The organism is Rhodanobacter sp. MP1X3, assembly GCF_014207165.1.
Lineage (GTDB): Bacteria > Pseudomonadota > Gammaproteobacteria > Xanthomonadales > Rhodanobacteraceae > Rhodanobacter.
This window is the reverse complement of the sequence record NZ_JACHCO010000006.1, coordinates 308,735-330,072: the sequence shown is the minus strand read 5'-3', so window position 1 is coordinate 330,072 and position 21,338 is coordinate 308,735. Positions and strand designations below refer to the sequence as shown.

19 protein-coding genes are annotated in these 21,338 nt (G+C 58.5%); 11 read left to right on the top strand and 8 right to left on the bottom strand.

Annotated elements, in window-relative coordinates:
• Positions 1-93: 93 nt before the first annotated feature.
• The 4 genes from HDE79_RS17010 to HDE79_RS16990 all read left to right on the top strand — a co-directional run bounded on the left by HDE79_RS17010 (position 94) and on the right by HDE79_RS16990 (position 6,358).
• Positions 94-2,220, top strand: a complete 2,127-nt coding sequence (locus HDE79_RS17010; protein WP_184603615.1) for an EAL domain-containing protein — start codon at positions 94-96, stop codon at positions 2,218-2,220.
• Between the two features lie 1,140 nt (positions 2,221-3,360).
• Complete coding sequence (locus HDE79_RS17000) at positions 3,361-4,956, top strand: S53 family peptidase (protein ID WP_184603611.1); 1,596 nt, start codon at positions 3,361-3,363, stop codon at positions 4,954-4,956.
• A 312-nt stretch (positions 4,957-5,268) separates the two neighbouring features.
• A complete protein-coding gene (locus HDE79_RS16995; protein ID WP_184603610.1) occupies positions 5,269-5,835 on the top strand; it encodes a DUF922 domain-containing protein in 567 nt (188 codons plus the stop codon).
• A 37-nt stretch (positions 5,836-5,872) separates the two neighbouring features.
• Complete coding sequence (locus HDE79_RS16990) at positions 5,873-6,358, top strand: DUF3455 domain-containing protein (protein ID WP_184603608.1); 486 nt, start codon at positions 5,873-5,875, stop codon at positions 6,356-6,358.
• A gap of 203 nt (positions 6,359-6,561) precedes the next feature.
• Here HDE79_RS16990 and HDE79_RS22270 read toward each other — a convergent pair whose 3' ends face one another.
• Complete coding sequence (locus HDE79_RS22270; RefSeq protein ID WP_184603606.1) at positions 6,562-8,643, bottom strand: alpha/beta hydrolase domain-containing protein; 2,082 nt, start codon at positions 8,641-8,643, stop codon at positions 6,562-6,564.
• Positions 8,644-8,830: 187 nt separating this feature from the next.
• Between HDE79_RS22270 and HDE79_RS16980 the strand changes: the two genes are divergently transcribed.
• Positions 8,831-10,732, top strand: coding sequence for a potassium transporter Kup (locus HDE79_RS16980; RefSeq protein ID WP_343205991.1), 1,902 nt, complete (start codon positions 8,831-8,833; stop codon positions 10,730-10,732).
• Between the two features lie 23 nt (positions 10,733-10,755).
• Here HDE79_RS16980 and HDE79_RS16975 read toward each other — a convergent pair whose 3' ends face one another.
• Entirely contained in the window at positions 10,756-11,130 is a 375-nt protein-coding gene (locus HDE79_RS16975) for a metalloregulator ArsR/SmtB family transcription factor (RefSeq protein WP_184603604.1), read from the bottom strand.
• 280 nt (positions 11,131-11,410) lie between these two features.
• On the opposite strand from HDE79_RS16975, the gene arsH reads away from it, so the two are divergent.
• Together arsH and arsC are read left to right on the top strand one after the other, a co-directional pair.
• Positions 11,411-12,160, top strand: coding sequence for an arsenical resistance protein ArsH (arsH, locus tag HDE79_RS16970; protein WP_184603695.1), 750 nt, complete (start codon positions 11,411-11,413; stop codon positions 12,158-12,160).
• Between the two features lie 8 nt (positions 12,161-12,168).
• On the top strand, positions 12,169-12,573 hold the full coding sequence (gene arsC / locus HDE79_RS16965) for an arsenate reductase (glutaredoxin) (RefSeq protein WP_184603687.1): 405 nt from the start codon (positions 12,169-12,171) through the stop codon (positions 12,571-12,573).
• A gap of 90 nt (positions 12,574-12,663) precedes the next feature.
• On the opposite strand, the gene HDE79_RS22070 is transcribed toward arsC, so the two are convergent.
• Positions 12,664-12,888 (bottom strand): hypothetical protein, encoded by a 225-nt coding sequence (locus HDE79_RS22070; RefSeq protein ID WP_255488486.1) that lies wholly within the window; start codon positions 12,886-12,888, stop codon positions 12,664-12,666.
• Between HDE79_RS22070 and HDE79_RS16960 the strand changes: the two genes are divergently transcribed.
• Positions 12,815-13,222 (top strand): DUF4232 domain-containing protein, encoded by a 408-nt coding sequence (locus HDE79_RS16960; protein WP_255488473.1) that lies wholly within the window; start codon positions 12,815-12,817, stop codon positions 13,220-13,222. The genes HDE79_RS22070 and HDE79_RS16960 overlap by 74 nt on opposite strands.
• Positions 13,223-13,303: 81 nt before the next feature.
• Here HDE79_RS16960 and HDE79_RS16955 read toward each other — a convergent pair whose 3' ends face one another.
• From HDE79_RS16955 to HDE79_RS16945, 3 genes are read right to left on the bottom strand one after another with little or no spacing between them, the layout of a single operon-like run.
• Positions 13,304-13,870, bottom strand: coding sequence for a hypothetical protein (locus tag HDE79_RS16955; RefSeq protein WP_184603600.1), 567 nt, complete (start codon positions 13,868-13,870; stop codon positions 13,304-13,306).
• Positions 13,871-13,900: 30 nt separating this feature from the next.
• Positions 13,901-14,257, bottom strand: a complete 357-nt coding sequence (locus tag HDE79_RS16950) for a hypothetical protein (RefSeq protein WP_184603598.1) — start codon at positions 14,255-14,257, stop codon at positions 13,901-13,903.
• The gene (locus HDE79_RS16945) at positions 14,254-14,937 is read right to left on the bottom strand and encodes a sigma-70 family RNA polymerase sigma factor (protein WP_184603596.1); all 684 of its coding nucleotides are present in this window, start codon (positions 14,935-14,937) and stop codon (positions 14,254-14,256) included. The genes HDE79_RS16950 and HDE79_RS16945 overlap by 4 nt, the downstream gene beginning before the upstream one ends.
• A gap of 123 nt (positions 14,938-15,060) precedes the next feature.
• Here HDE79_RS16945 and HDE79_RS16940 point away from each other — a divergent pair, with 123 nt between their 5' ends.
• The 3 genes from HDE79_RS16940 to HDE79_RS16930 all read left to right on the top strand — a co-directional run bounded on the left by HDE79_RS16940 (position 15,061) and on the right by HDE79_RS16930 (position 18,079).
• Complete coding sequence (locus tag HDE79_RS16940; RefSeq protein ID WP_184603594.1) at positions 15,061-16,335, top strand: MFS transporter; 1,275 nt, start codon at positions 15,061-15,063, stop codon at positions 16,333-16,335.
• A gap of 113 nt (positions 16,336-16,448) precedes the next feature.
• Positions 16,449-17,651, top strand: a complete 1,203-nt coding sequence (locus HDE79_RS16935) for a GGDEF domain-containing protein (protein ID WP_184603592.1) — start codon at positions 16,449-16,451, stop codon at positions 17,649-17,651.
• A gap of 161 nt (positions 17,652-17,812) precedes the next feature.
• Positions 17,813-18,079: a DksA/TraR family C4-type zinc finger protein gene (locus tag HDE79_RS16930; RefSeq protein ID WP_184603590.1), complete on the top strand. Its 267-nt coding sequence runs from the start codon at positions 17,813-17,815 to the stop codon at positions 18,077-18,079.
• A gap of 97 nt (positions 18,080-18,176) precedes the next feature.
• On the opposite strand, the gene HDE79_RS16925 is transcribed toward HDE79_RS16930, so the two are convergent.
• Both HDE79_RS16925 and HDE79_RS16920 read right to left on the bottom strand, forming a co-directional pair.
• Positions 18,177-20,306 (bottom strand): PQQ-binding-like beta-propeller repeat protein, encoded by a 2,130-nt coding sequence (locus HDE79_RS16925; protein ID WP_184603588.1) that lies wholly within the window; start codon positions 20,304-20,306, stop codon positions 18,177-18,179.
• 193 nt (positions 20,307-20,499) lie between these two features.
• On the bottom strand, positions 20,500-21,327 hold the full coding sequence (locus tag HDE79_RS16920) for a transglutaminase family protein (protein ID WP_184603586.1): 828 nt from the start codon (positions 21,325-21,327) through the stop codon (positions 20,500-20,502).
• Positions 21,328-21,338 lie beyond the last annotated feature (11 nt).

Here is a 21,338-nt window from a genome sequence, read left to right as displayed (position 1 = left end):
CCGTTTGATTTAGGAACGGTGCGCGTAACAGCCAAGGCATTGGCAATGGCTTGATGCCTGGCAGTCCGTACACCATGAAGGAAACTGCAGGGCATGTCGTTCCAGATGCTGCACCCGAGCTATGACGATGGCGGAGTGTTGCTATCCGTACTAATCGCCGTCTATGCGTCTTACGTGGCGCTGGATCTGGCACGGCGAGTTCGCGACAAGAGTCGTGGCTCGGTCATCCTGTGGACTGTTGGCGGTGCGTTGGTGATGGGTAGTGGTATCTGGTCGATGCACTTCGTCGGCATGCTGGCGATGAGTCTGCCAATCTCCATTACCTACGATCCGCTGTTAACGCTGCTGTCATGGTTGGTTGCTGTTAGTGTATCGGTCATTTCGCTACGAATTGCTGCGCGCGACCAGCTCGCGCCGTCGGCATGGCTCGTTGGTGCCCTGGTGATGGGGGCTGGTATCTGCGGCATGCATTACATCGGCATGACGGCGATGCTGCTGACACCGATCATCATCTGGAATATGTGGCTGGTGGCTGCCTCGGCGGGGATTGCGATACTGGCATCGGCGGTGGCGCTGCGCGTGCTTTTTTCCATGCGCCAGCTGCACGGTCTACGCGCCTATCTCACCCAAGGTGCTGCAGCGCTGATCATGGGCGCGGCTATCGCGGGCATGCACTACACCGGCATGGCGGCAGCAAGTTTTCCGGCGGGCGCCATCTGCCAGACAATCAATGGCTTGGGTGGACACAATCTCGGCACGATGGTGGTGCTCGCCTCGTTGATCCTGCTGTCGATCACGCTTCTCACCTCCATATTCGATGCGCGGCTGCAGGCTCGCGCGTTCACCATGGCGCAGTCACTGGAGGAGGCCAATCAACAGCTGCAGGGCGCGAATGCCGAACTGCAGCGCATGGCTTTTCGCGATCCGCTGACCGGGCTGGCCAACCGAGCCCTGCTTGAGGACCGCCTCGAACATGCGTTGAATCGAATCAGCCAACAGGCGACGTTTCCTGGCAAGCGCACGTTTACCAAATTGGCCGTGCTATTCATCGATATCGATGGCTTCAAGCCGGTCAATGACAGTTACGGTCATACCGCCGGCGACCACGTGCTTCGGCAAGTATCCGCCCGCTTGAGTGAGCTGGCTCGCGATACGGATACCGTCGCACGCATTGGTGGCGACGAGTTTCTGCTCCTGCTGGAGGATGTGCAGGGTGCATCGGACGCCGTGGTGCTGGCCGACCGCATCCTGCAATCGCTGACTGTTCCGTTGCAGCTGATTGATCGTGAAATATCCCTCTCGTGCTCCATCGGTATCGCACTATTCCCCGATCACGCTGCGCGGGATCGATTAATAAGTTGCGCAGACGCCGCGATGTACGTAGCCAAGCACAACGGTGGCAATACCTATGCCATTTATGAGCGCCACATGCAATCCGGTGCATTGGGCCAGATGGATCTGCAGCAGGCGTTACGTGGCGCCATCAGCCGAAACGAATTTCAGTTGCATTACCAGCCAAAAATGGATGGCAGTAGCGGAAAGCTCGTGGGCCTGGAAGCGCTGCTACGCTGGAAAAACAGCAGCTTGGGTGCCGTGCAGCCGGAAGTTTTTATTCCACTTGCCGAACGCTTTGGTCTGATCGTGGCGATCGGTGATTGGGTGATAGAAGCGGTCTGTCGACAACTGGAGCGCTGGTCTCACGAAGGCATCCACATGCGCGTCGCGATCAATCTTTCCGGCTACCAGTTACGCCAGCCCGATCTTGTCGCACGGATGTGCCAGCTGTTCGAACGCTACTCGGTCGACCCTAAGCAGGTGACATGCGAAGTCACCGAGTCGGTAGCGATGGAAGACACCGCGTCGACACAGCGCGTTCTGCGCCAGCTCTCCGAGCTTGGCGTGTCGCTTTCCATCGATGACTTTGGTACCGGCTATTCGAGCCTTGCCTATCTCCGACAATTGCGCGTACAGCAGCTCAAGATCGATCGCAGCTTTATCAGGGATCTGGACACCTCCAGCGACGCACGTGCCGTCGTCGATGCAGTGATCCGGCTCGCGCACTCGTTAAGCCTGCGCGTGGTTGCCGAAGGCGTGGAGACCATCGAGCAATACACGGCTCTGGTCGAGCTGGGTTGCGATGAGCTTCAAGGTTTTTATTTTGCCCAGCCCATGACAGCGGATGCGCTCATTGAGTCCGGTCTGCTCACGTCATTGGCGTAGTCCTGATCGAGCACAACCGTCAGTGCGATTGATCGCCAGGATCGGGCATGGCATGTCCGATCCTGGCAAATTTTTTTGCGCAGGCTACGACGGCAGGCTCGCCAGAAATACTGCGGATTTGATAAATGAACCGCTTTCCCACGGTTGCGGGATTCAAATGCAACGCACCTGAACTTGCAAGGTCTGCGCTTACATACAGCTTTTCACTTGCTGGAAAAACCAGGTGTCGTCGTCGGGCATCTGCGAGTAGTACTTGGCAGTCGTGGTTCCTCCGGCTGTAGGTGTAACGTCGACGAGTGCCAAGACTGGGCCACTGTCGTTTTCTCGAAGCTGAAGGCTTGTTCCGCTCGGGAGTGGCACGGTGTCTATTTGAAAATGCTTCGTCGCCCATGCATTTGATACACAGGAAATGACATCGCTCGCGCTGCTACTTCCGACGTAGACGGCTGTAGGTACGGTGTCACGTAATTTTCCTGCGCTTGAGCACGCGGACAACAGCGTCACGGCAATAATGCCGGCCATGTATCGTTTCACGGTTGCCACCTTCTGTTGATTTTGCATTTCTTTAAGATACCGATTTCGAGTTGCTGTATGCACGCCATATTAGCGTGTCGCGGCATGGCACCTTACCTGTAACCGTACCCATCATCAGCTCTGGATGAGTACTCGTATCAAGGGGATTCGGGATTTCCGGTACCCGCGTCATTGGGCATTAGCTTGATCACGATTTAGCCGCGCTAGCCACGCTCACATCCAGAGCTGCATTGGCAAACTTGAATCGTAAAACCTAAGTTCGCTGCCCAATTGGGTAGCATTTCTTGACGCCAATCACAGTGCGGGACGTAAGAAATTACACAGCCAGGACTTCCTAAAAGTCCTATTGCCAACGCGTGCAGCGCTATCTAGATTCGAACGGCTGCAGCACGAGTCATGGGGCGCAGTGAAAGGCAAATACGATGCTCGATGGCATCGTTTACAACACTAAAATGGGAGAAATGGATTGTGAAATTACTGCCAAATAGCTCGGCAAATCGCAAGAAAACCGTTCTCAAGAAGTCTGTGCCGGCGTTACTTTTTGCTGGTGCGTTAGTCTTTGGCTTCGCCGCGCAAGCTGCTGAGACAGTGGCTGGAGCCAACCACTTGCTCAGCACCAATCTGCCGGCCGCGGTGTCATCCGGACAGGCTGCACATGTAGGCACCATGGCGCAGACGCAGAGCATGAAGCTTGGGCTGATTTTACCGCTGCGCAACGAGAGCGAGCTGGACAGCTTGCTGCTGCAGCTGCGTGATCCGCAAAGCCCCAATTATCATCACTACCTCTCCTCTGCCGAGTTTACCGAGCGCTTTGGCGCGACCCAGAAGGATTACGACGCCGTGGTGGCCTGGGCCAAGTCCAATGGCCTGACCGTGACGCAGACCACAGCGAATCGCCGCGTGGTGGACGTGCAGGGTTCGGCCGCCACCGTCAACCGCGCGCTGCACATGCAGCTTTCCAACTATCAGCATCCAACAGAAAATCGCGTCTTTTTTGCGCCTGATCGTGAGCCTACGATGGATCTGGCCGTGCCGCTGCTGGGCATCACCGGTCTGACCAATATCAGCCTGCCAAAAAATCATCTCGTGCATGGAACCAATGCGCAGCATATGGAGGCCATTACGCGCACCCACGGCTCGGGTCCGTCGGGTGAATATCTGCCCAGCGACATGCGCGCGGCCTATTACGGTTCGGGTTCGCTCACCGGTTCCGGCCAGACGGTTGGCATCTTTTCGTACGATGGCTACAAGACCGCTGACGTCACGCTGTATTACACCAAGACCGGCATGACGTCGTCGGTGCCAGTCAAGAATGTGCTGGTCAACGGTTACAGCGGTGTTTGCGATGCTGGCGATGGCAGCGGCACCTCCACTTGTGACGACGGCGAGCAGGTGCTCGATATCGTCAACGTCATCGGCATGGCGCCAGGGCTCACGCAGGTGATTTTCTACGAGGGTTCCAGTGCTACTGACATCCTCAACCAGATGGCCACGGACAACACCGCCAAGGTGATCAGCAGCTCGTGGGGCGGTGGTGATTTCGGCAGCGCCGACGACGCCATCTACAAACAGTTTGCCGCGCAGGGTCAGACCTTTCTCAACGCTACTGGTGATGACGGCGCTTACAACGCCGATACCTGGGCGGCGCCCTCACTGGATCCCAACATCCTGGATGTCGGCGGTACCGATCTCACTACTACGGGCCCAGGCGGCTCATGGAGTTCGGAAACCGGCTGGACTGGCAGCAGTGGTGGTTACTACAAGCCGGCTGGCTACACGATTCCTGCCTATCAGACGCTTGCCGGCGTGATCACCAGCACCAACAAGGGCTCGACCACGCTGCGCAATGATCCAGACGTGTCGGCCGAAGCCAACTTCGATAATCCCACCGTCGTCAACGGTACCTTCGAGACCGGCTACGGCGGCACCAGCTTTGCCGCGCCGCGCTGGGCTGGTCTGTTGGCACTGGCCAACCAGCAGTCGGTTGCTGCGGGTAAAAGCACACTCGGCTTCGTTAATACCAAGATCTACAACATCGGCGTGAGTTCGACTTTTGCGAGCGATTTTCACGACATCACCAGCGGCAGCAACAAGCCGGACGAAGGCAGTGGCGCTGGCTTCAAGGCGGTAGCCGGGTTCGATCTGGTCACCGGCTGGGGCAGCCCGCAGGGGCCAGCTCTGATCAACGCGCTGACGCAGTGATGTAACGTATGGAGTAAGTCACAAGCGTTTTGATCAAGCGCTGTCACTCAAGCTGTAACCGAAGAGAGTCGCCATGTGCGGCTCTCTTTTTTGTTCAAGAATGGCATTCTGATCGTATTCGTCATCAAAGCTGGATACTGGCGATTGTCACGATGCAGTGCATGGGTCGTGATGGTTTGACGCCACCCCAACCGGATCACAGCGATGCAGTTCCCAATCAACCGCGCTTTGCTATCAGTGATTCGACGTGCGCGTGCAATGCTGGCGAATACGCTGAACTCCGTTGCGTACGTGATGCTGGTTCTGGTTGCCATGTCATCTGCCGAGGCCACACCCGTCGATGCCCCTTCAACGGGAAACCCCGATGGTTACGTGCTCAACGAGCAAGTCAATTATTATTCGGTAACCGGTGATGACGGCAGCACACTACGTCGCTCACTCGACAGTCAGGGCCCGGTCGGAGTCGACGGCAAACGTTACGACGGCTATACCCGGTGGAATGTGCACTGGGACTATGTCACTGAAAGCGATGCGTCCAACACCTGTGCCGTAGTCTCTTCCAACATCGTGTTGAACGTGGAGATCACGTTGCCGCAATGGCAGCCCGCGATCGATGTGCCGGACTCACTGCAACGGCGGTGGTCGCTTTATCTGAAAGCGCTGCGCGGGCATGAGGATGGCCACCTGGAAAACGCCGAGATGGAGGCGATGGCGATCGATCATCTGCTGCAAACGATCGGTCCGCAGTCGGACTGCCAGATACTCGATGAAAAGCTGCAGACCCTTGGTCAGCAGATCCTGCAACATTTCAGGGACAATGACGTCGAATACGACCAACGTACCGAGCACGGTCGAACGCAGGGCGCTGTATTTCCTTGAGTGCCGGCATCCTCATTACCAATACCGGAGAGAAACGATGCGCAAGAAATGGGTAAGTGCGGCGACCGTCATTGCCAGTGCGGTGAGTATGGCCCATGGCCAAGCAACACCTGTAAAGTCGCCGGCCGTCGAGGCCTTCGGCAAGGGTGTGCAGATCTATACTTGCAAGGCAGCGGGCACCGACTATGCGTGGACGTTGAAAGCACCCGAGGCAACGCTGAGCGACGTGAAAGGCAAGCTTATCGGCAAGCATTTCGCAGGCCCGACTTGGCAGGCCAGCGATGGCAGCGCCGTGGTGGGCGAGTCGCTGAATGTTTCGCCATCGCCGAACGCAGGCGCCATCCCATGGATCGTATTGCACGCGAAATCGCATGAAGGCGATGGCGTGATGGCGACTGTCGACTACGTGGTTCGTACGCGCACCGAAGGCGGCGTGGCGCCTTCGACGGGGTGCAACGCTGGACGTATCGATGCAGAGGTGCGCGTGCCTTACAGCGCAATCTATCTGTTCTTTCGGCACTGACACAAGCATGCATCCCAGTCTCGACAGTGGCACTCGTGCTTTCGCCACTGTGCATCCGTCATTGCTGCTGTGTCTGAAAGACGAAGGCCGGCGGGACCAAGTATTCGCAGAATTTGTATGACATCAGTCGATGATGTGCGATGCGATCGGGTATAGGGGTGCTGGGCTGAGTTGCGGATAGCGGCGCAGCAACCATCGGATGCTCAGGGGAATTTGATTGGCCATAAATATTTGCAACTCAGATCGCTCGGCGAGTGCACCATGATCCGATCATAAAAAGCTCCCTGAGCGGCGACGACCGCATTGACGTCTTCCGGCAGTAGCTGATGAGCCGCGACAGCTTTGTTCGCTGCGGCTTGCGTCTGTTCAATGAAGGCGGCTCTGGATTTATAGCGAACCGCGAGCGACGGACGCGGATCACCGGAAGATGCTCGCTCGGCTTCGGTACGGGCGAACGGCTGAAAGGATCCCTCGAAGCGATCGAATGCCCAGTCAAAGCCGGTGGTTGCGCTGCCGGGATTCCAGCCGGTATAGGTGCCAAGCGGAACGCTCACCTCGACCGGCCGCAAACCGGCGATATCGGTACCGTCGGTATCCGGCTTCGGCACCAGCACCGAGTAAGGTTGGCCATGTTTGGGAGGCAGTCGATCAACGAGGCCCTGGCTGTCAAAACGAGCGCCGAAATCGAGGCGCTCTGGGACGAATGGATCACTTGGTGGTGTAAGGCCAATACCTTTGGGAAATATTTGCGCATATTGCATCGCCGTTACCAGCGTTCCGTTACCCAGGGTCGGGTACGCATCGGCTGGTGGCGCTGATCCATCACGAACCCACCGGTCGAGATCAATCAATAGTGCCCGCAGGGTCGGTAGATCATCGATCGGATCCGAGCAGTTGACGGTGCTTCCGCGAATGGGACTCGGGGAGAGGAAGTGCTGTATTCCGGTGAGTAGATAGCGACGTGTGTTCGGATTTTCCGAAACGTCAGCGCCACCGTCAGGTGTTGTTTGCAGCAGTGACGCCGAGCGACCCCAGAATTCGGTCGATTTGTTGACCAGAAAAAGCTTGGGAGTCTTGCCATTCGCGTCACGCGCATGCGCCAGCAATGAGCCCGTTTGTCCGGTGATACTGTCGCGTTCGCCTGCCGTGGTGAACGGAAACAGATCAGTCGGGTAGTCACGATCCACCACCAGATTCGCGGCCCGCGTGGGAAAGGCGAACCGGTGATTGAAACTGCCTCTGCCGCTACCTGCAACGAGGCTGAGGGCACCATCGAACACCAGCTTGTTCTGTTCGTCGACATCAAAACCGTCATAAAGCATTTGCGTGATGAGTCGGCCCGTCTGGCTGGCCCCGAATAGCAGCACGTGCCTGGGTGGTGGTAGTCCGGCGAAGGGATGTGTGCGAAACCACGACAACAGGTCGCGGATGCTGGCCAACCCCGCACCGACGACGTAGGGATCGCGCGCAGTGTAAGTCAGTTCGTAGATCAGTCCCGGCTTGAAGCCGCCTTTCAAAGCGATCTCAGTCGGCGGCTGTTTATCCGTCGCGGCTACGAAGTGCCACAAATCGCGACCGACAGCGATACGTGGGTCGTCAGGATGAGCACGCTGCGTCAGGACTGCCCTGGCGTCATCAGCGATCGCGGCAGCGTAGGCACGCCCGTCGATACCGACGAACGATGCCGTATCGACAGGTTTTTCAACGGTAAATTCGTTGGCGACTTTCCCTGTGATGGTACGGCCGTGATCGGTTGCTATGGGCGGTGTGAAAACCAGTGGATGGTCATCTGCATTCTCCGGCTTCACGTCCCATTGCCAGGCGGATGCCAGTACCGTGAATCCGTTACGCTGCAGAAATCCGGTATCAACAAAGGGCGGTTTCTTGTTCAAGTCCAAACCAAAGTTGAAACTGTCAGTGACTTGATGGCCGCGATTGTTGACGTCGTATAACAGGGTGGAATCGATCGCTTTGGTCGGTCTTACCAACACGAAATCTGCCGAGAACTCAACAAGGCCTTCATGATCGCGCGGGGCGTATTTGAGATCGACGATGCGGCTGTTCGCCTTGCTGTTAGGATCGAGCTTGAACCATGCGCGCCCGTGAATTTCTTCGTAAGTTCCTATGCCTGGAAAAATCTTGCCATGTTGAAACGGCTTGCGTTCGGTCACATCGACATGGTCTACCCCAGCCCGTGCGAGATGCGGCACGCTGAGCGCGATTAACGCGAACCCACACACCCAGGTCCAACGGACTATGTGCAGCGTCTTGACCGTTCCATTCACAGATATTCTCCGAAGGCGGTGCAGGTAATGACTCGGAAGAGTAACGCAGTGATGCCGTATGCGCTGCCCCGTTTTGATGGCGCCGCCATCACGCGTTGACGGCGACTATGGACAATTGTCGCGATCGACATAAAGTCCACAGGCGATCCTCAGAACTGCCCACCATCGACCAAGAAGAGCATCCATCTTGAATAGCCCGCCGAAGCCGCACGAGTCCGACAAGCCGCAGTCGATATCCACCGCCCTGGTGATGAGCGCGCTAGGCGTGGTGTTCGGGGACATCGCGACAAGTCCACTGTATGCGCTGCAGGCGGCGTTCGACGCGCATGGCGTGGCGGCGACTCGCGACAACGTGCTGGGTCTTTTGTCGCTGGTGTTTTGGGCGCTGATCATCGTGGTGTCGTGCAAGTACGTAGCTTTCATCATGCGTGCGAACAACAACGGTGAGGGCGGCATCATGTCGCTGACGGCGCTGACGCGTGATGTTTGCACGGACAAGATTCCACGTCGCCTGCTGATGGTCGCGCTCGGCCTTGGGCTGATCGGCGCGGCGCTGTTTTTCGGCGACGCTGTGATCACGCCAGCGGTGTCGGTGCTCTCCGCGGTCGAGGGGTTACAACTGGCTGCACCTGCGCTCAAGGAATGGGTGCTTCCGATCAGCGTGGTAATTCTGCTCGGTCTTTTTTTCGTGCAGCGGTTCGGGTCCGCTCATGTTGGCAAGGTATTCGGGCCGGTGATGGGACTTTGGTTGCTAGTGATCGCGGTGCTCGGCGTCTATCGGTTGATCGACCGACCCGACGTGCTGATGGCGATCGATCCGATATATGCGCTGCATTACTTCGGGCAGAACGGTTTTCGCGGATTTGAAACGCTGGGCGCGGTGATTCTGGTGCTCACCGGTGCGGAGGCGCTATATGCGGATATGGGCCACTTCGGCGCTGGCTCGATTCGCGTGGCATGGTTTGCGTGGGCGCTGCCGTGTTTGCTGTTGAGCTACTTCGGACAGGGCGCGTTTTTGCTGGGTTCGCCAGCGGCGGCGGTGATGCCGTTCTATCGCATGGTGCCGCATGTGCTGCTATATCCGATGATCGTGCTGGCCGCGATGGCGACGGTGATTGCCTCGCAGGCAGTCATTGCAGGTGCGTTTTCGATGGCGCGCCAGGCCATGCTGTTGGGTTATCTGCCGCGCATGAGCGTGGAGCACACCTCGCATCATGTGGAAGGGCAGGTCTATCTGCCCGGCATCAACCTGATGTTATTGATACTGGTGATGGCGGCGGTGCTGATCTTCCGCTCTTCCGATGCGTTGGCATCGGCTTATGGTATTGCCGTCAGTGGCACGATGCTCGCTACTACGATACTGGCATTGCTTTACGCGCGTTTCGGATGGCATTGGCGTTACGTGGCGTTGATTCCGTTGGGTCTGGTGCTAATCACCATCGATAGCGCTTTTTTCGGCGCGAACATTCTCAAGATCCGTTCGGGTGGCTGGTTTCCACTGCTGCTGGGCGCAGTGATGTATCTATTGATGTCGACGTGGCATCGCGGCCGGCGCATTCTGATAAGTCACCTTAGCCGCGACGGCCTGGAGCTCAAGAGTTTCGTTACCAGCATCATGGCGCATCCACCTCATCGCATCGAAGGCACGGCGGTCTTTTTAACGGCGCGCAGCACGGGTGTGCCGGTCGCGTTGCTGCATAATCTCAAACACAACCAGGTTCTCCATCGCACCAACATCGTGCTGACCCTGGAGTTCGCCAATGTGCCGTTTGTGCGAACCAAGGATCGTATCCATCAGGTCGAACTCGGTGAAGGTTTTCATCAGGTGAATCTGCGCTTCGGCTTCGCGGAGGACACTCACGTGCCTGAGGCCCTGAGCGGCATGGAGATCGATGGCGCTGCTGTCAATCCCGAGCAGTTCACCTACTTTGCCAGCCGCGAAAATATCGTCGCTTCGCGGATGCGTGGCATATCATTGTGGCGCGCGCACTTGTTTGCACTGATGGCACACAACGCCCTGCCGGCCACCACGCACTTCGGGTTGCCCGACAACCGCATGGTGGAGATCGGCATGCGCGTTGATGTGTAAGGCCAGATCGCGTGTGGATCTTGCTATTGGGTGACTGTCGCGCGAAGCCTTGCTGATGCTGTGGCGCGGGGCTTTCTCGTAGTAACGGTCTTGCCGGTGGTGCAGTTGCCATCGGACTGGCTGCAGCAATGGTCGGTGAGATAGCTGATCAGATCGTTCATCGCGGTAATCACTGGCGAGTAGTAAATAAACCGCCCCTCTTGCCGACTCGCAACTAGCCCCGCATGCGATAGCTCCTTCAGATGGAAAGACAGCGTGGCGTTAGCCAACCCTAGCTTCTGCGCGATTACGCTGGCGGCCAGACCATCGGGAGCGTGCTCGATCAGCAGGCGATAGACCGCCAGTCGCGACTCCTGCGCCAGCGCGGAAAGGATGTTGACGGCCTGTTTGCTCTGCATGGTGATGGCGGTAACTCCTCTGCAGTTGGTTGGTTGCAAGAATCACTGTATAGGCTTGGTCTCTATTGAATCAATGATTGGCATCCGTGCTGCCGTCCGGCATGTGCCCCATTGCTTCCAACCGGCTGGACAGCGTCAAGCGGTCCAGCGCGGCGATGTTGAGATTCAGCATGTGCGAGATTCGGTGAGCGCTGGGAAACTATGTAATTCGATATTTCCATAATGATAGAATTGTTGAATCGAAGCAACGGTATCGAATTCACCCATGACCAATCCATTCATGACGATTGATGATTTGCCGAACATCGTGGCCGATGCGCTGGACCTTCCCAGCAACGTCAAGCTAGGCCTGCCCGAAGGCGCAGACCATCCGCCGCGTATCCTGATTCTTTACGGATCGCTGCGGCCGCAGTCGTTCAGTCGCAAGCTGGCGCTGGAGGCGGAACGCATTCTGCGGCGACTGGGTGCCGAAACACGCGTGTTCGATCCGCATGATCTGCCCATGCTGGACAGCGTGGCGAATGATCATTCCAAGGTTCGCGAACTACGTGAGCTGTCGCTGTGGTCGGAAGGGCAGGTATGGGTAAGTCCGGAACGCCACGGTGCGGTGACCGGTGTGTTCAAGAACCAGATCGACTGGCTACCGCTGGAGGACGGCAGCGTGAGGCCGACACAGGGGCGTACGCTGGCAGTAATGCAGGTCTGCGGTGGCTCCCAGTCGTTCAACGTGGTCAATGCGCTGCGCCTGCTCGGCCGCTGGATGCGCATGGTGACCATTCCCAACCAGTCCTCGGTTGCCAAGGCCTGGCAGGAGTTCGATGATGCCGGCCGCATGAAGCCCTCGCCTTATTACGACCGCGTGGTGGATGTGATGGAAGAGCTGTTCAAGTTCACCCTGATGGTACGTGAGCGTAGCGATTACCTGGTCGATCGCTACAGCGAACGCAAGGGCGCGGTCGAGGCGGGCGTGCTGTCGCAAGCGGCAGGTGTGGTATCTGCCATCAAAACACCAATTCGCGGAGAGACGTGATGCAGAACCTGATCGCCACTATCTATCACAACCCTGCCTGCGGCACGTCGCGCAACACGCTGGAGTTGATCCGGCATGCGGGCATTGAGCCCACGATCGTTGAATATCTGAAGCATCCGCCCAGCCGTTCGCTGCTTATCAAGCTGATCGCGGATGCAGGTCTGGTGCCACGTGCTGCGCTGCGCGAAAAAGGCACGCCGTATGCCGAACTGGGCCTGGCTGCTCCCGATCTCAGCGACGATGCGCTGCTCGATGCAATGATCGCGCATCCGATCCTGATCAACCGGCCGTTCGTGGTCACGCCTCTTGGCACACGGCTTTGCAGGCCATCCGAAGCAGTGATCGATATTCTTCCGGCGTTCGCCATGCCTTTCATCAAGGAAGATGGCGAGGTTGTTGCGCCACGCCAATAGAGTGAAAGCACTTGCGCTCATCGATTTGATCGACAATCGAAGCAGTCATTTCGGATTCACCGCATGACGGTGAGCATTGGCATTCCGGAATCATGAGGATGCTGCTTTGATCATTGCACTCGCCATGGCCGCATTTGCCGGCGCGACAGCTTTTCGGGCGGCGTCGGGCTCGGCTTTGCCCGACTGCATCGCATCCCAGGTAGCGATCAACTTCGATAACAAAGGCGGAATTTTTTCCGGCATGTCGCAGTCCGGAACGTTGCTGGTAGTGCGCAATATCAGCACCAGCGCCTGCCGAATGCCGGCGCTGCCCATGCTGCATTTCGAAGATGCTGCACACCACTTGCTGTCGATCGTGCGACAGGTACCCAGGGGCATGCATCCCGGTCCTGTCCTGCTACCGGTGAGTATGGCGCCTGGCGCCGAAGCTACCGCCGAACTGCACTGGGTATCCGGTGATGTCTACGACGGTCATAACTGTGTATCGCCCACGACGGCCGTCGTGCAGGTTGGAGCCGATACATATCGCCAGCCTTTTTCGAACCGGTTCTGTTCAGCGGCCAACGCACCCGCGACGTTCACCCAGACGTGGTTGAAAGCCGATGCCGTCGTGACGACATCCGACGGCAGGCCTGCGGTGGCAAAGTAGGCAATCGATTGGCACAACAGTCTCGCGAATACAGGCAGCAAGACTCATGGCCACCTGTCGCGAGGAAACGGCTGTATCCGCTTATTGCGAGAAGTCGAGATTTACCGGGGCATCGGGGATTTGTGCAGTGGTGTCGGTGACCGGAACATTGTTATCGACGATGTCCAGTTGAAAGCTGTCGCCCCACACTTCACCTTTGCCTACGAGGAAAAAGCCGAAAGCGATATCTTTCGCATCAACAGGCACATCGAGCACGATCTCGCAGCGACGCCAAGGCTGGTCACCCTGTAGCGCGCGCTGCTCCATGTTGTCGAAGCCCAGGTTTTTCCCGGCAGTGTCGCCGTCAATGCGCATCCACATCTGCCCTTTGCCAGCATCATTGGTACGCAGGTAACCTGATAAACGAACGCGTTTTCCCCGATAGTGGCCTGCTTTGATGATTTGCATCAGCCCGCCGAATCCATCGCTGTTCGTCTTGGCGTGGATGAAAGCGTTATGGCTGCCCGGTCTGCGTGTACCCGGTTCGCTGCCAAAGATGAAGTCGGCAGACTGCGACCCTGTGATGAACCATCCCTTGGGCACATTTGCATAACTGTTGCCGGCGAGCAGGCAACCGATGCCGAAGGCGATGGTGAGGGTTTTCTTCATGTGGTTCTCCTGGAATATGGGTGTGGTTGCTCAATGGGATGGCGTGTTTTGCATCAACAGATAATGCGCTGTGGGCGAGCGTGGTGGTGCGGTATCCATGCTCAGAAGGTAGGCGCGTGTGCGGCCGTCGAGATATCCCGGTGTAGCATCATCAAGGGAGAGCCGCGCCGTTGGTGACGGACGCGATGCCGTTTGATGTCCCACCAGCCATAAAACGGCGGTGGCGGCGATGGCGGCGGCAAACCATGTCCAGCGCTGATTTCGGTGACGGGCGTTGCTTGCACTTTCGGCAAGCTGGAGCATCCGCGCATCGACGTCAGGTCGTGGCGCCTCACGGGCTGCTTTGCGATAGCGCGCAACAAGATCGTCCATCGATTCATCATTCATCGCCACGCCTCCAGCGCATCACGCAGTCGTCGCTGGGCATAACGCAATCGACTCTTGACCGTCTCGCGCGACACCTGTGTCGCCATCGCGATGTCATCGAGACTGAGGTCGCCGTCTGCCTTCATGAGGAAGGCTTCCCGCTGTGGCAGTGGAAGATTCCTGATCGCTTCGAGCAGAGCCAGACCCATCTCGTCGTTGTGGGCGAGTCGTTCGGGCGTGTGTGTAGCGACGGCTGGGCGTTGTTCGAAATCCCGGTCATCGTCGCCATGACTTTGCCAGTCGGGCGCGTGCCGGCTGAGCGTGCGCCAACGATCGGCTGCACGACGATGGGCAATGGAAAACAACCAGGCGGCAAAAGGAGCGCTGGGTTCGTAGCGATCCTTGCCGCGAATGACGGCGACCCAGACCTCCTGAAATACCTCTTCGGCTTCGATGGAACGATCGGCAAGTCGCAGCAGGTAGCGATGCAGCTTTTCTCGGTAACGAAGATAGAGCATCTGAAACGCCCGGTTATCGCCTCGCCGGTATCGAGCCATGCAGTCTTCGTCGGTGACATGGTGAGTTTCGGCATTTGGTGTTTCAGACAAGCCGACCTGCTTGTGCCACGGCAGCTGCATCTGCAGAAAGGCAAACATATCGACGACAGTCCAGTCGTTTGGCATGGTTGGGGTGATGAGCATGGGACTCCGATCCCGTGGTGATACCTGATAATCGCTGTAAACCCGTCAGTGGGGTTAAAAGTCGGCATTTGCCAACATGCTCTGGCAGAATCGACGAACCTGCATCGTTGGGACATCTGTGGAATGACTGTTGTCGAGACCGCGCCGGCCAATTCGCCGCGCCGCATTTTATTTGCCAGCCTGATCGGCACCACGATCGAGTTTTTCGATTTCTATATTTACGCTACTGCGGCAGTGCTGGTTTTCCCGAAGCTGTTTTTCCCGTCTGCCGATCCTGCATCGGCCGCGCTGCAATCGTTCGCGACGTTCGCGCTGGCGTTTTTTGCACGACCGATTGGATCGGCAGTGTTTGGGCATTTTGGCGATCGGGTGGGTCGCAAGGCGACGCTGGTGGCAGCGCTGCTGACGATGGGTATTTCCACCGTGGCGATTGGCCTGCTACCGACCTACGCGAGCATTGGTGTGCTGGCGCCGCTGCTGCTGGCTCTGTGCCGCTTCGGTCAGGGACTGGGTCTGGGCGGCGAGTGGGGCGGAGCCGTGCTGCTGGCGATCGAGAATGCACCGCCAGGCAAACGCGCGTGGTATGGCATGTTTCCGCAGCTGGGCGCGCCGATCGGTTTTTTCTTTTCTACCGGACTGTTCCTGTGGCTGACGCAGGGCATCGGCGATGCCGCGTTTTTTGCGTGGGGCTGGCGCGTGCCTTTTCTGGCCAGCGCCGCGCTGGTGCTGATCGGTCTGTGGATGCGATTGAAGCTGCACGAGACGCCGGCTTTTGCGAAGGCCATGGCGCATCACGAGCGCGTAAAGCTGCCGATGCTTACCGTGATCACGCAATACCCGCGCGCGCTGCTGGCAGGCACCTTCGCGGCGCTGGCCACGTTTGTGCTGTTCTATCTGATGACCGTGTTTGCGCTGAGCTGGGCGACCACCAAGCTGGGTTATTCGCGCGAGCAGTTCCTGATACTGCAGATGGTCGGCGTGCTGTTTTTCGGGGTGACCATTCCACTGTCGGCCTTGCTCGCTGACCGTCGAGGCGGCCGCTTCACGATGATTCTTTCCACGGTACTGATCATTGCGTTCGGTATCGGTTTTGCACCGCTGTTTGCCGCGGGCAGCAGCGGTAGCGTGCTGCTTTTTCTGGCACTGGGACTGGGTGTGATGGGTTTGACTTACGGCCCGCTGGGCACGATTCTGGCGCAGATGTTTCCCACGGCGGTGCGTTATACCGGTGCGTCGCTGGCGTTCAATATGGCGGGTATCTTCGGCGCGTCGCTGGCGCCGTATATCGCCACCTCGCTGGCCAAATCCTATGGGCTGGCCTACGTGGGCTATTACCTGGCCGCCGCCGCGGTATTAACCCTGCTGGCGCTTTTGGCCATGCCGCGGCAGTCGGACTGACGGGCTGGAGCCGGCCGTGGGCCTCGAGATAGAGATGCCAGGATCCTTTTCGCGGAATTAGGGATAATGTGGGTGTCGGCTCGCTGTTGCCGACGCGCTATCCGGGGGTAGCCATGAATCTCGATCTGCATACGCTCGGTGTCATCGGCATCGCTGTCGGCGTGTCCATATCGTTGAGCTTTACCTTGCTGGGTATGGTGCTGCGTGGGTTGCCGGCGCTGCGGATCTGGGCGATGGCATTCTGGGTGCTGACGCTGGCGGCGCTGGCACAGGGCCTGGACGAGTCGAGCACGCTGATGTCGGCGATTCTCGGCAACGGCCTGATCGCATTGGCGAATGCGCTGATGTTGATGGGCATTGCCGTGCACGTGCGTTATCCGCTGCGTTGGTTCTGGCCGATCGCTTACATCGTGTTTTACGTGACGGTGCAAGCCGCCTTGGTGCTGTTGCCGCAGTCGCCGAAGGTCGAGGCCGTGGTGTTTGGCACGAGTAGCATCGTCTGGGATGTGTGGATGATCTGGTTGCTGGTGTGGCACGCGCCGCGCGACCTCCGTCGTACCTGCTGGTGCACCGCACTGGTGTTTGCTGTCGATGCCGGTTTCTATCTGGTGCGTTCGGTCATGGTGTTATTCCCTGGCATGATCAGCAGCGCGATGCTCAATGAGGTGCTGGTCACCGGCAACTACATCTTCGGCATACTCTGCACGTTCCTGTTGAGTACCGGTTTCACCCTGATGCTGGCGCAACGGCTGACACTGGATCTCCGTCGACTGGCACGTACGGATGGGCTTACTGGCCTGCTCAATCGCACGGCTGTATTTGAAGAGGGCCGATGCCTTGTGGAGCGCTGCCATGCCCGGCTCGAACCGTGCTGTGTAATGGTGTTTGATCTGGATAATTTCAAAGCTGTCAACGATCGCTGGGGTCACGTGGCCGGCGATGCGGTGATCAGACATTTCGTCGAAGTTGTGCAGGATGTCGGCCTGCCGAAAGATGCGCTGTTCGCACGCTACGGTGGCGAGGAATTTGTGTTGGTGCTGCCGTCGGTTGATCCGCGGCAGGCGACCATGATTGGCGAACAGATGCGTATGCAGGTGGCACGCCGTCCGGCGCGGTTCGCGGAACACGATATCGCGGTCACTACCAGCGTCGGCCTTGCCACGGTCACGACTGACACCCGCTTCGAGGCCTTGATTATCGCCGCCGATGCCGCGCTTTATCGTGCCAAGGACAAAGGTCGCAATCGCATCGAATGGAACGAGAATGCTGATGCGTTGCCATTGGATTTGCTGGCCGATGATGCGCGTGTCGGCTGAGTCGAATACGCCGTTCATCGCGTATGGTGTCGGAAGTCAGGCATCTGAATGAGCCATGTCGGCTTGCTGGTAGTGCTTCGCCAACGCCCATATGTTCATTCCAAACAGGGCTCATGCCTGCGAGATCAGGCTTTCAGTCAATCTTCTGATGGGAGACTTTCATGGCAACCGGTTGGGCAGGCGACGGTGCGGTGCAGGACCAGATCGATGCCACCGTCAATGATGCGGTGACACGTGCGCGGCAGCAGCTGCGACAGGGTCCGGGTCTGAAGCATTGCGAGGAATGTGATGCCAGGATTCCCGAGGCGCGCCGCAAGGCGGTGCCGGGCGTTCGCCTTTGCGTGACATGCCAGGAGGCGAAGGATCAGGAGCAGGCCAGTGCCAGCACTTTCAATCGGCGCGGCAGCAAGGATAGCCAGCTGCGCTGAAGGTCATGCGCATTGCAGGCAACTTAGGCGAACAACCCATCGGGCGGCCCATGACGGGCTGCCCGATTCTTTTACATCACGATGATTCGTGAGTGGCTTACTTCGGCAGCTTGAAGATAGCGATCGTGTCGCCGTAGGCAAAGCCCATCTGGAAGTTGCCGCCGGCGCCAACGGCGATGTACTGCACACCGTCGACGCTGTAACTGATCGGCGGTGCATTGACGCCCGCGCCGAGGTTGAAGCGCCACAGCTTCTTGCCGCTGGTCGCATCAAAGGCATCGAAGTAACCGTCGCCTTCACCCATGAAAACCAGATTGCCTGCGGTGGCCAGCGCGCCGCCGATCAGTGGTTGCGCCGCGTGATACTGCCAGGCGATGTTGCCGGTATCGACGTTGATGGCAGTGAAGGTACCGTTCTGGATCGGATCCTTCGGCACGTTGGTGAACGAGCTGCCCAGACGCATCGAGCCGGGCTGGAAACCCGGATCGTCGCCGGTGGTGAAGGTCATCAGCTGGTTCATGCCCAGGATGTACACCGCGTGGGTCAGCGGCGAATACGCCGGCGGCGACCATTCGGCACCGCCGTTGGCACCGGGCAGCATCTGCACGCCTTCCTTGGTCGGCTGCGCGAACATGTTTTTCGACTGATCGACAAAAGGCTGTGATTTGCGGATCAGTTTGCCGTTGCGACGATCGACGATATAGAACCATCCTGTTTTACCCGCTTCACCGGCGGCCGGAATGGTCTTGCCGCGGCCTTTATGAGACGTGTCCTGCACGTCGAACAGTACGACGTTGCTCACGGCGTCGTAGTCCCATACGTCGTGCGGCACTTCCTGGTAGTACCAGGCCAGCTTGCCGGTATCCACGTTGAGCGCGACGATCGAATCGGTGTACAGGTTGTCACCCTTGCGGCCCGCCCCGTACAGGTCGGGATTGGGATTGCCGGTGGAGAAGATCAGCAGGCCGCGCTCCGGATCGACGGCCGGCGTGGTCCAGACCATGCCGCCACCGCGCTGCCACGCACCGCCAGCGAACGATTTGGGATCGGTCGACTGCCAGCGCCACGCCTGCTTGCCGGTGGTCGCATCGTAGGCGGCGACAAATCCACGTATCGCCCATTCGCCACCGGAGCTGCCGACGATGACCTTGCCCTTGTAAAGCTGCGGCGCCATCGTCTCCGAATAACCGACCGTGGGATCGGCTACGCCGACGTTCCAAAGCACGTCGCCGGTGGCCGCGTTCAAGGCAATCAGCCGTGCATCGAGTGTAACCACGTAAACATTGCCGTAGCCCACGGCCACGCCGCGGTTGACCGGCCCGCAACAAATCTTGAAGTTGCCGACGTTATACGTCGACTCCCAGATGATGTCGCCGGTGTCGGCGTGCAGCGCGATGATTTTCATCTTGCTGTCGACCACCGGTGTGGTGGCATACATCACGCCATTGACCACGATAGGTGTCGTCTCGAAGCTGCTGGTGATGCCGGTCTGTACCAGGGCGACGGCGGTCAGCGACTTGACGTTGCCGTCGTTGATCTCCTTCAGTGGCGAGAAACGCTGGTTGGCATAGTCGCGGCCGTGCAGCAGCCAGTCAGCAGGATGGTCAGCGGGGCTGGCCATCATGTCGTCGGTAATCGTGACACTGGCCTTGTCAGGCAGCTTGCCGTAGACCATGCGGCTGGAGATGCCGATGTTCTGGATTTCCAGATTGGCGTTGGTGGTGGCAGCGTCGTTGTTCTGAGCCGGGTACGGCAGCAATGCCACGGTATCCAGATGGGCTGCATCAAGTGCCGCGCTACCCGCTGGATAGTTGTTCTGAGCGAGGATGAAAGCCAGCGTATCTTCGTACTGGGTCTTGCTGAGCGAGCCCGGGTTGCTCACTGGCATCTGGCTGGAGATGAAACCGTAAAGCTTTTCGGCGGTCGGATAGTTGGTCTTGAGCGATGCGCCAAAGGTGGCTCCACTAAGCGCCGGTGCGGCGCCACCCTGCAGCTTCGAGCCGTGACACACCGAGCATTCCTGGCTATAGACTGCTGCGCCGGCCTGCGCCTGAGCAGCGGTAAAACTCCCCGAGCTGGCTGCGCTGACAGCGGTTGGCAGATAGACGGCTAAAAGTGAAAGCGCCGCCAGCGCAAAGCGTTTGGCCCGGTGGCGATGATCGACCCAACGACGGATGGCCCAAAAACCGGGCCGTTCGGAACGAGCGGCAAAACGTTGCGTTTGCATGATCTCGACCCCTATGTGATGGTATGTGCGGGTACAGCCTCCCTAGTAACCCGCCCTGATTATCACGCAGCAATTATGAGATCAACGAATCCTTTTTTATGAAATCAGACAGGTGACCCCGTGGCCACAGGCTGCGCTCGGTCACGGCAGACGAAACCGCCGGATTTCGAGACGGAAGGTGTTGGGGCAATCGTTACCAGGATTGCGACTGCGACTGCGATTGCCCGGATTCGGCGATCGACACTTCGACTTCCAGCGACTCGGCAATACCACCCAGTCGTACGCCACGCACCGGTGCTGCATCGCGGTAGTCGCGACCGCAGGCGATGCGGACATAACGCTCGTTCGGCGATTGGCGATTGGCGGCGTCGAAACCCAACCAGCCCAGATCTTCGACAAAGATCTCAGCCCAGGCATGGCTAGCCGCGGCGGTACCTTCGACGGGACAGAGATAACCACTGACGTAGCGCGCCGGAAAACCCAGTGAGCGGGCGGCGGCAATCAGCACGTGCGCATGGTCCTGGCACACGCCAGCCTGCGCGGCGAACGCTTCAACGGCGGTGGTTTCCGCATCGGTCTGATAGGGCAGGTAGTCGATGCGGTCGCGCACGCCGTTGTTGAGTCGGTGCAGGCGCTCCAGTCCGGTGCCGGTACCGGAGACGGATCGGGCGAGGTCATCGATCTCTTTATTGCTTTCGGTCAGCGGTGTGGATGACAGGTAGAACATCGGCGGCAGCAACTCTTTGCGGTCACCATGTACGCCGTGCAGATCGCGCGTGTTGACCGAGCCACGTACCGAGAGTCGCAGGGTTTCCACACTGCGGTCGATGGTGTGCGTGGCCACCGGGTTGCCAAAGCCGTCGCTGCAGGTTGGCTGCAATCGCCGGCCGTCGACGTTGACACGCCAGTCGCCGATGGTCTGCCCGGCGCTGGGTGCGGGCCACATGCGCAGGGCCTGGATGATCATGCTCGCGGCTTGACCATAGCGATAAACGGTGTCGTGAACGATAGTGAGTTGCATGATTAAAGTTG

Bases quoted from the DNA above. Each gene is read 5' to 3' on its own strand.
- HDE79_RS16955 (WP_184603600.1), bottom strand. From the start codon at position 13,870: ATGAAGAAAACCCTCACCATCGCCTTCGGCATCGGTTGCCTGCTCGCC.
- HDE79_RS16940 (WP_184603594.1), top strand. From the start codon at position 15,061: ATGACTGTTGTCGAGACCGCGCCGGCCAATTCGCCGCGCCGCATTTTA.
- HDE79_RS16935 (WP_184603592.1), top strand. From the start codon at position 16,449: ATGAATCTCGATCTGCATACGCTCGGTGTCATCGGCATCGCTGTCGGC.
- HDE79_RS16995 (WP_184603610.1), top strand. From the start codon at position 5,269: ATGTCATCTGCCGAGGCCACACCCGTCGATGCCCCTTCAACGGGAAAC.
- HDE79_RS16975 (WP_184603604.1), bottom strand. From the start codon at position 11,130: ATGCAGAGCAAACAGGCCGTCAACATCCTTTCCGCGCTGGCGCAGGAG.
- HDE79_RS22070 (WP_255488486.1), bottom strand. From the start codon at position 12,888: ATGGGCAGCGCCGGCATTCGGCAGGCGCTGGTGCTGATATTGCGCACT.
- HDE79_RS16930 (WP_184603590.1), top strand. From the start codon at position 17,813: ATGGCAACCGGTTGGGCAGGCGACGGTGCGGTGCAGGACCAGATCGAT.
- HDE79_RS16960 (WP_255488473.1), top strand. From the start codon at position 12,815: ATGTCGCAGTCCGGAACGTTGCTGGTAGTGCGCAATATCAGCACCAGC.
- HDE79_RS16950 (WP_184603598.1), bottom strand. From the start codon at position 14,257: ATGAATGATGAATCGATGGACGATCTTGTTGCGCGCTATCGCAAAGCA.
- arsH (WP_184603695.1), top strand. From the start codon at position 11,411: ATGACGATTGATGATTTGCCGAACATCGTGGCCGATGCGCTGGACCTT.
- HDE79_RS16920 (WP_184603586.1), bottom strand. From the start codon at position 21,327: ATGCAACTCACTATCGTTCACGACACCGTTTATCGCTATGGTCAAGCC.
- HDE79_RS16925 (WP_184603588.1), bottom strand. From the start codon at position 20,306: ATGCAAACGCAACGTTTTGCCGCTCGTTCCGAACGGCCCGGTTTTTGG.
- HDE79_RS16990 (WP_184603608.1), top strand. From the start codon at position 5,873: ATGCGCAAGAAATGGGTAAGTGCGGCGACCGTCATTGCCAGTGCGGTG.
- HDE79_RS16945 (WP_184603596.1), bottom strand. From the start codon at position 14,937: ATGCTCATCACCCCAACCATGCCAAACGACTGGACTGTCGTCGATATG.
- HDE79_RS17010 (WP_184603615.1), top strand. From the start codon at position 94: ATGTCGTTCCAGATGCTGCACCCGAGCTATGACGATGGCGGAGTGTTG.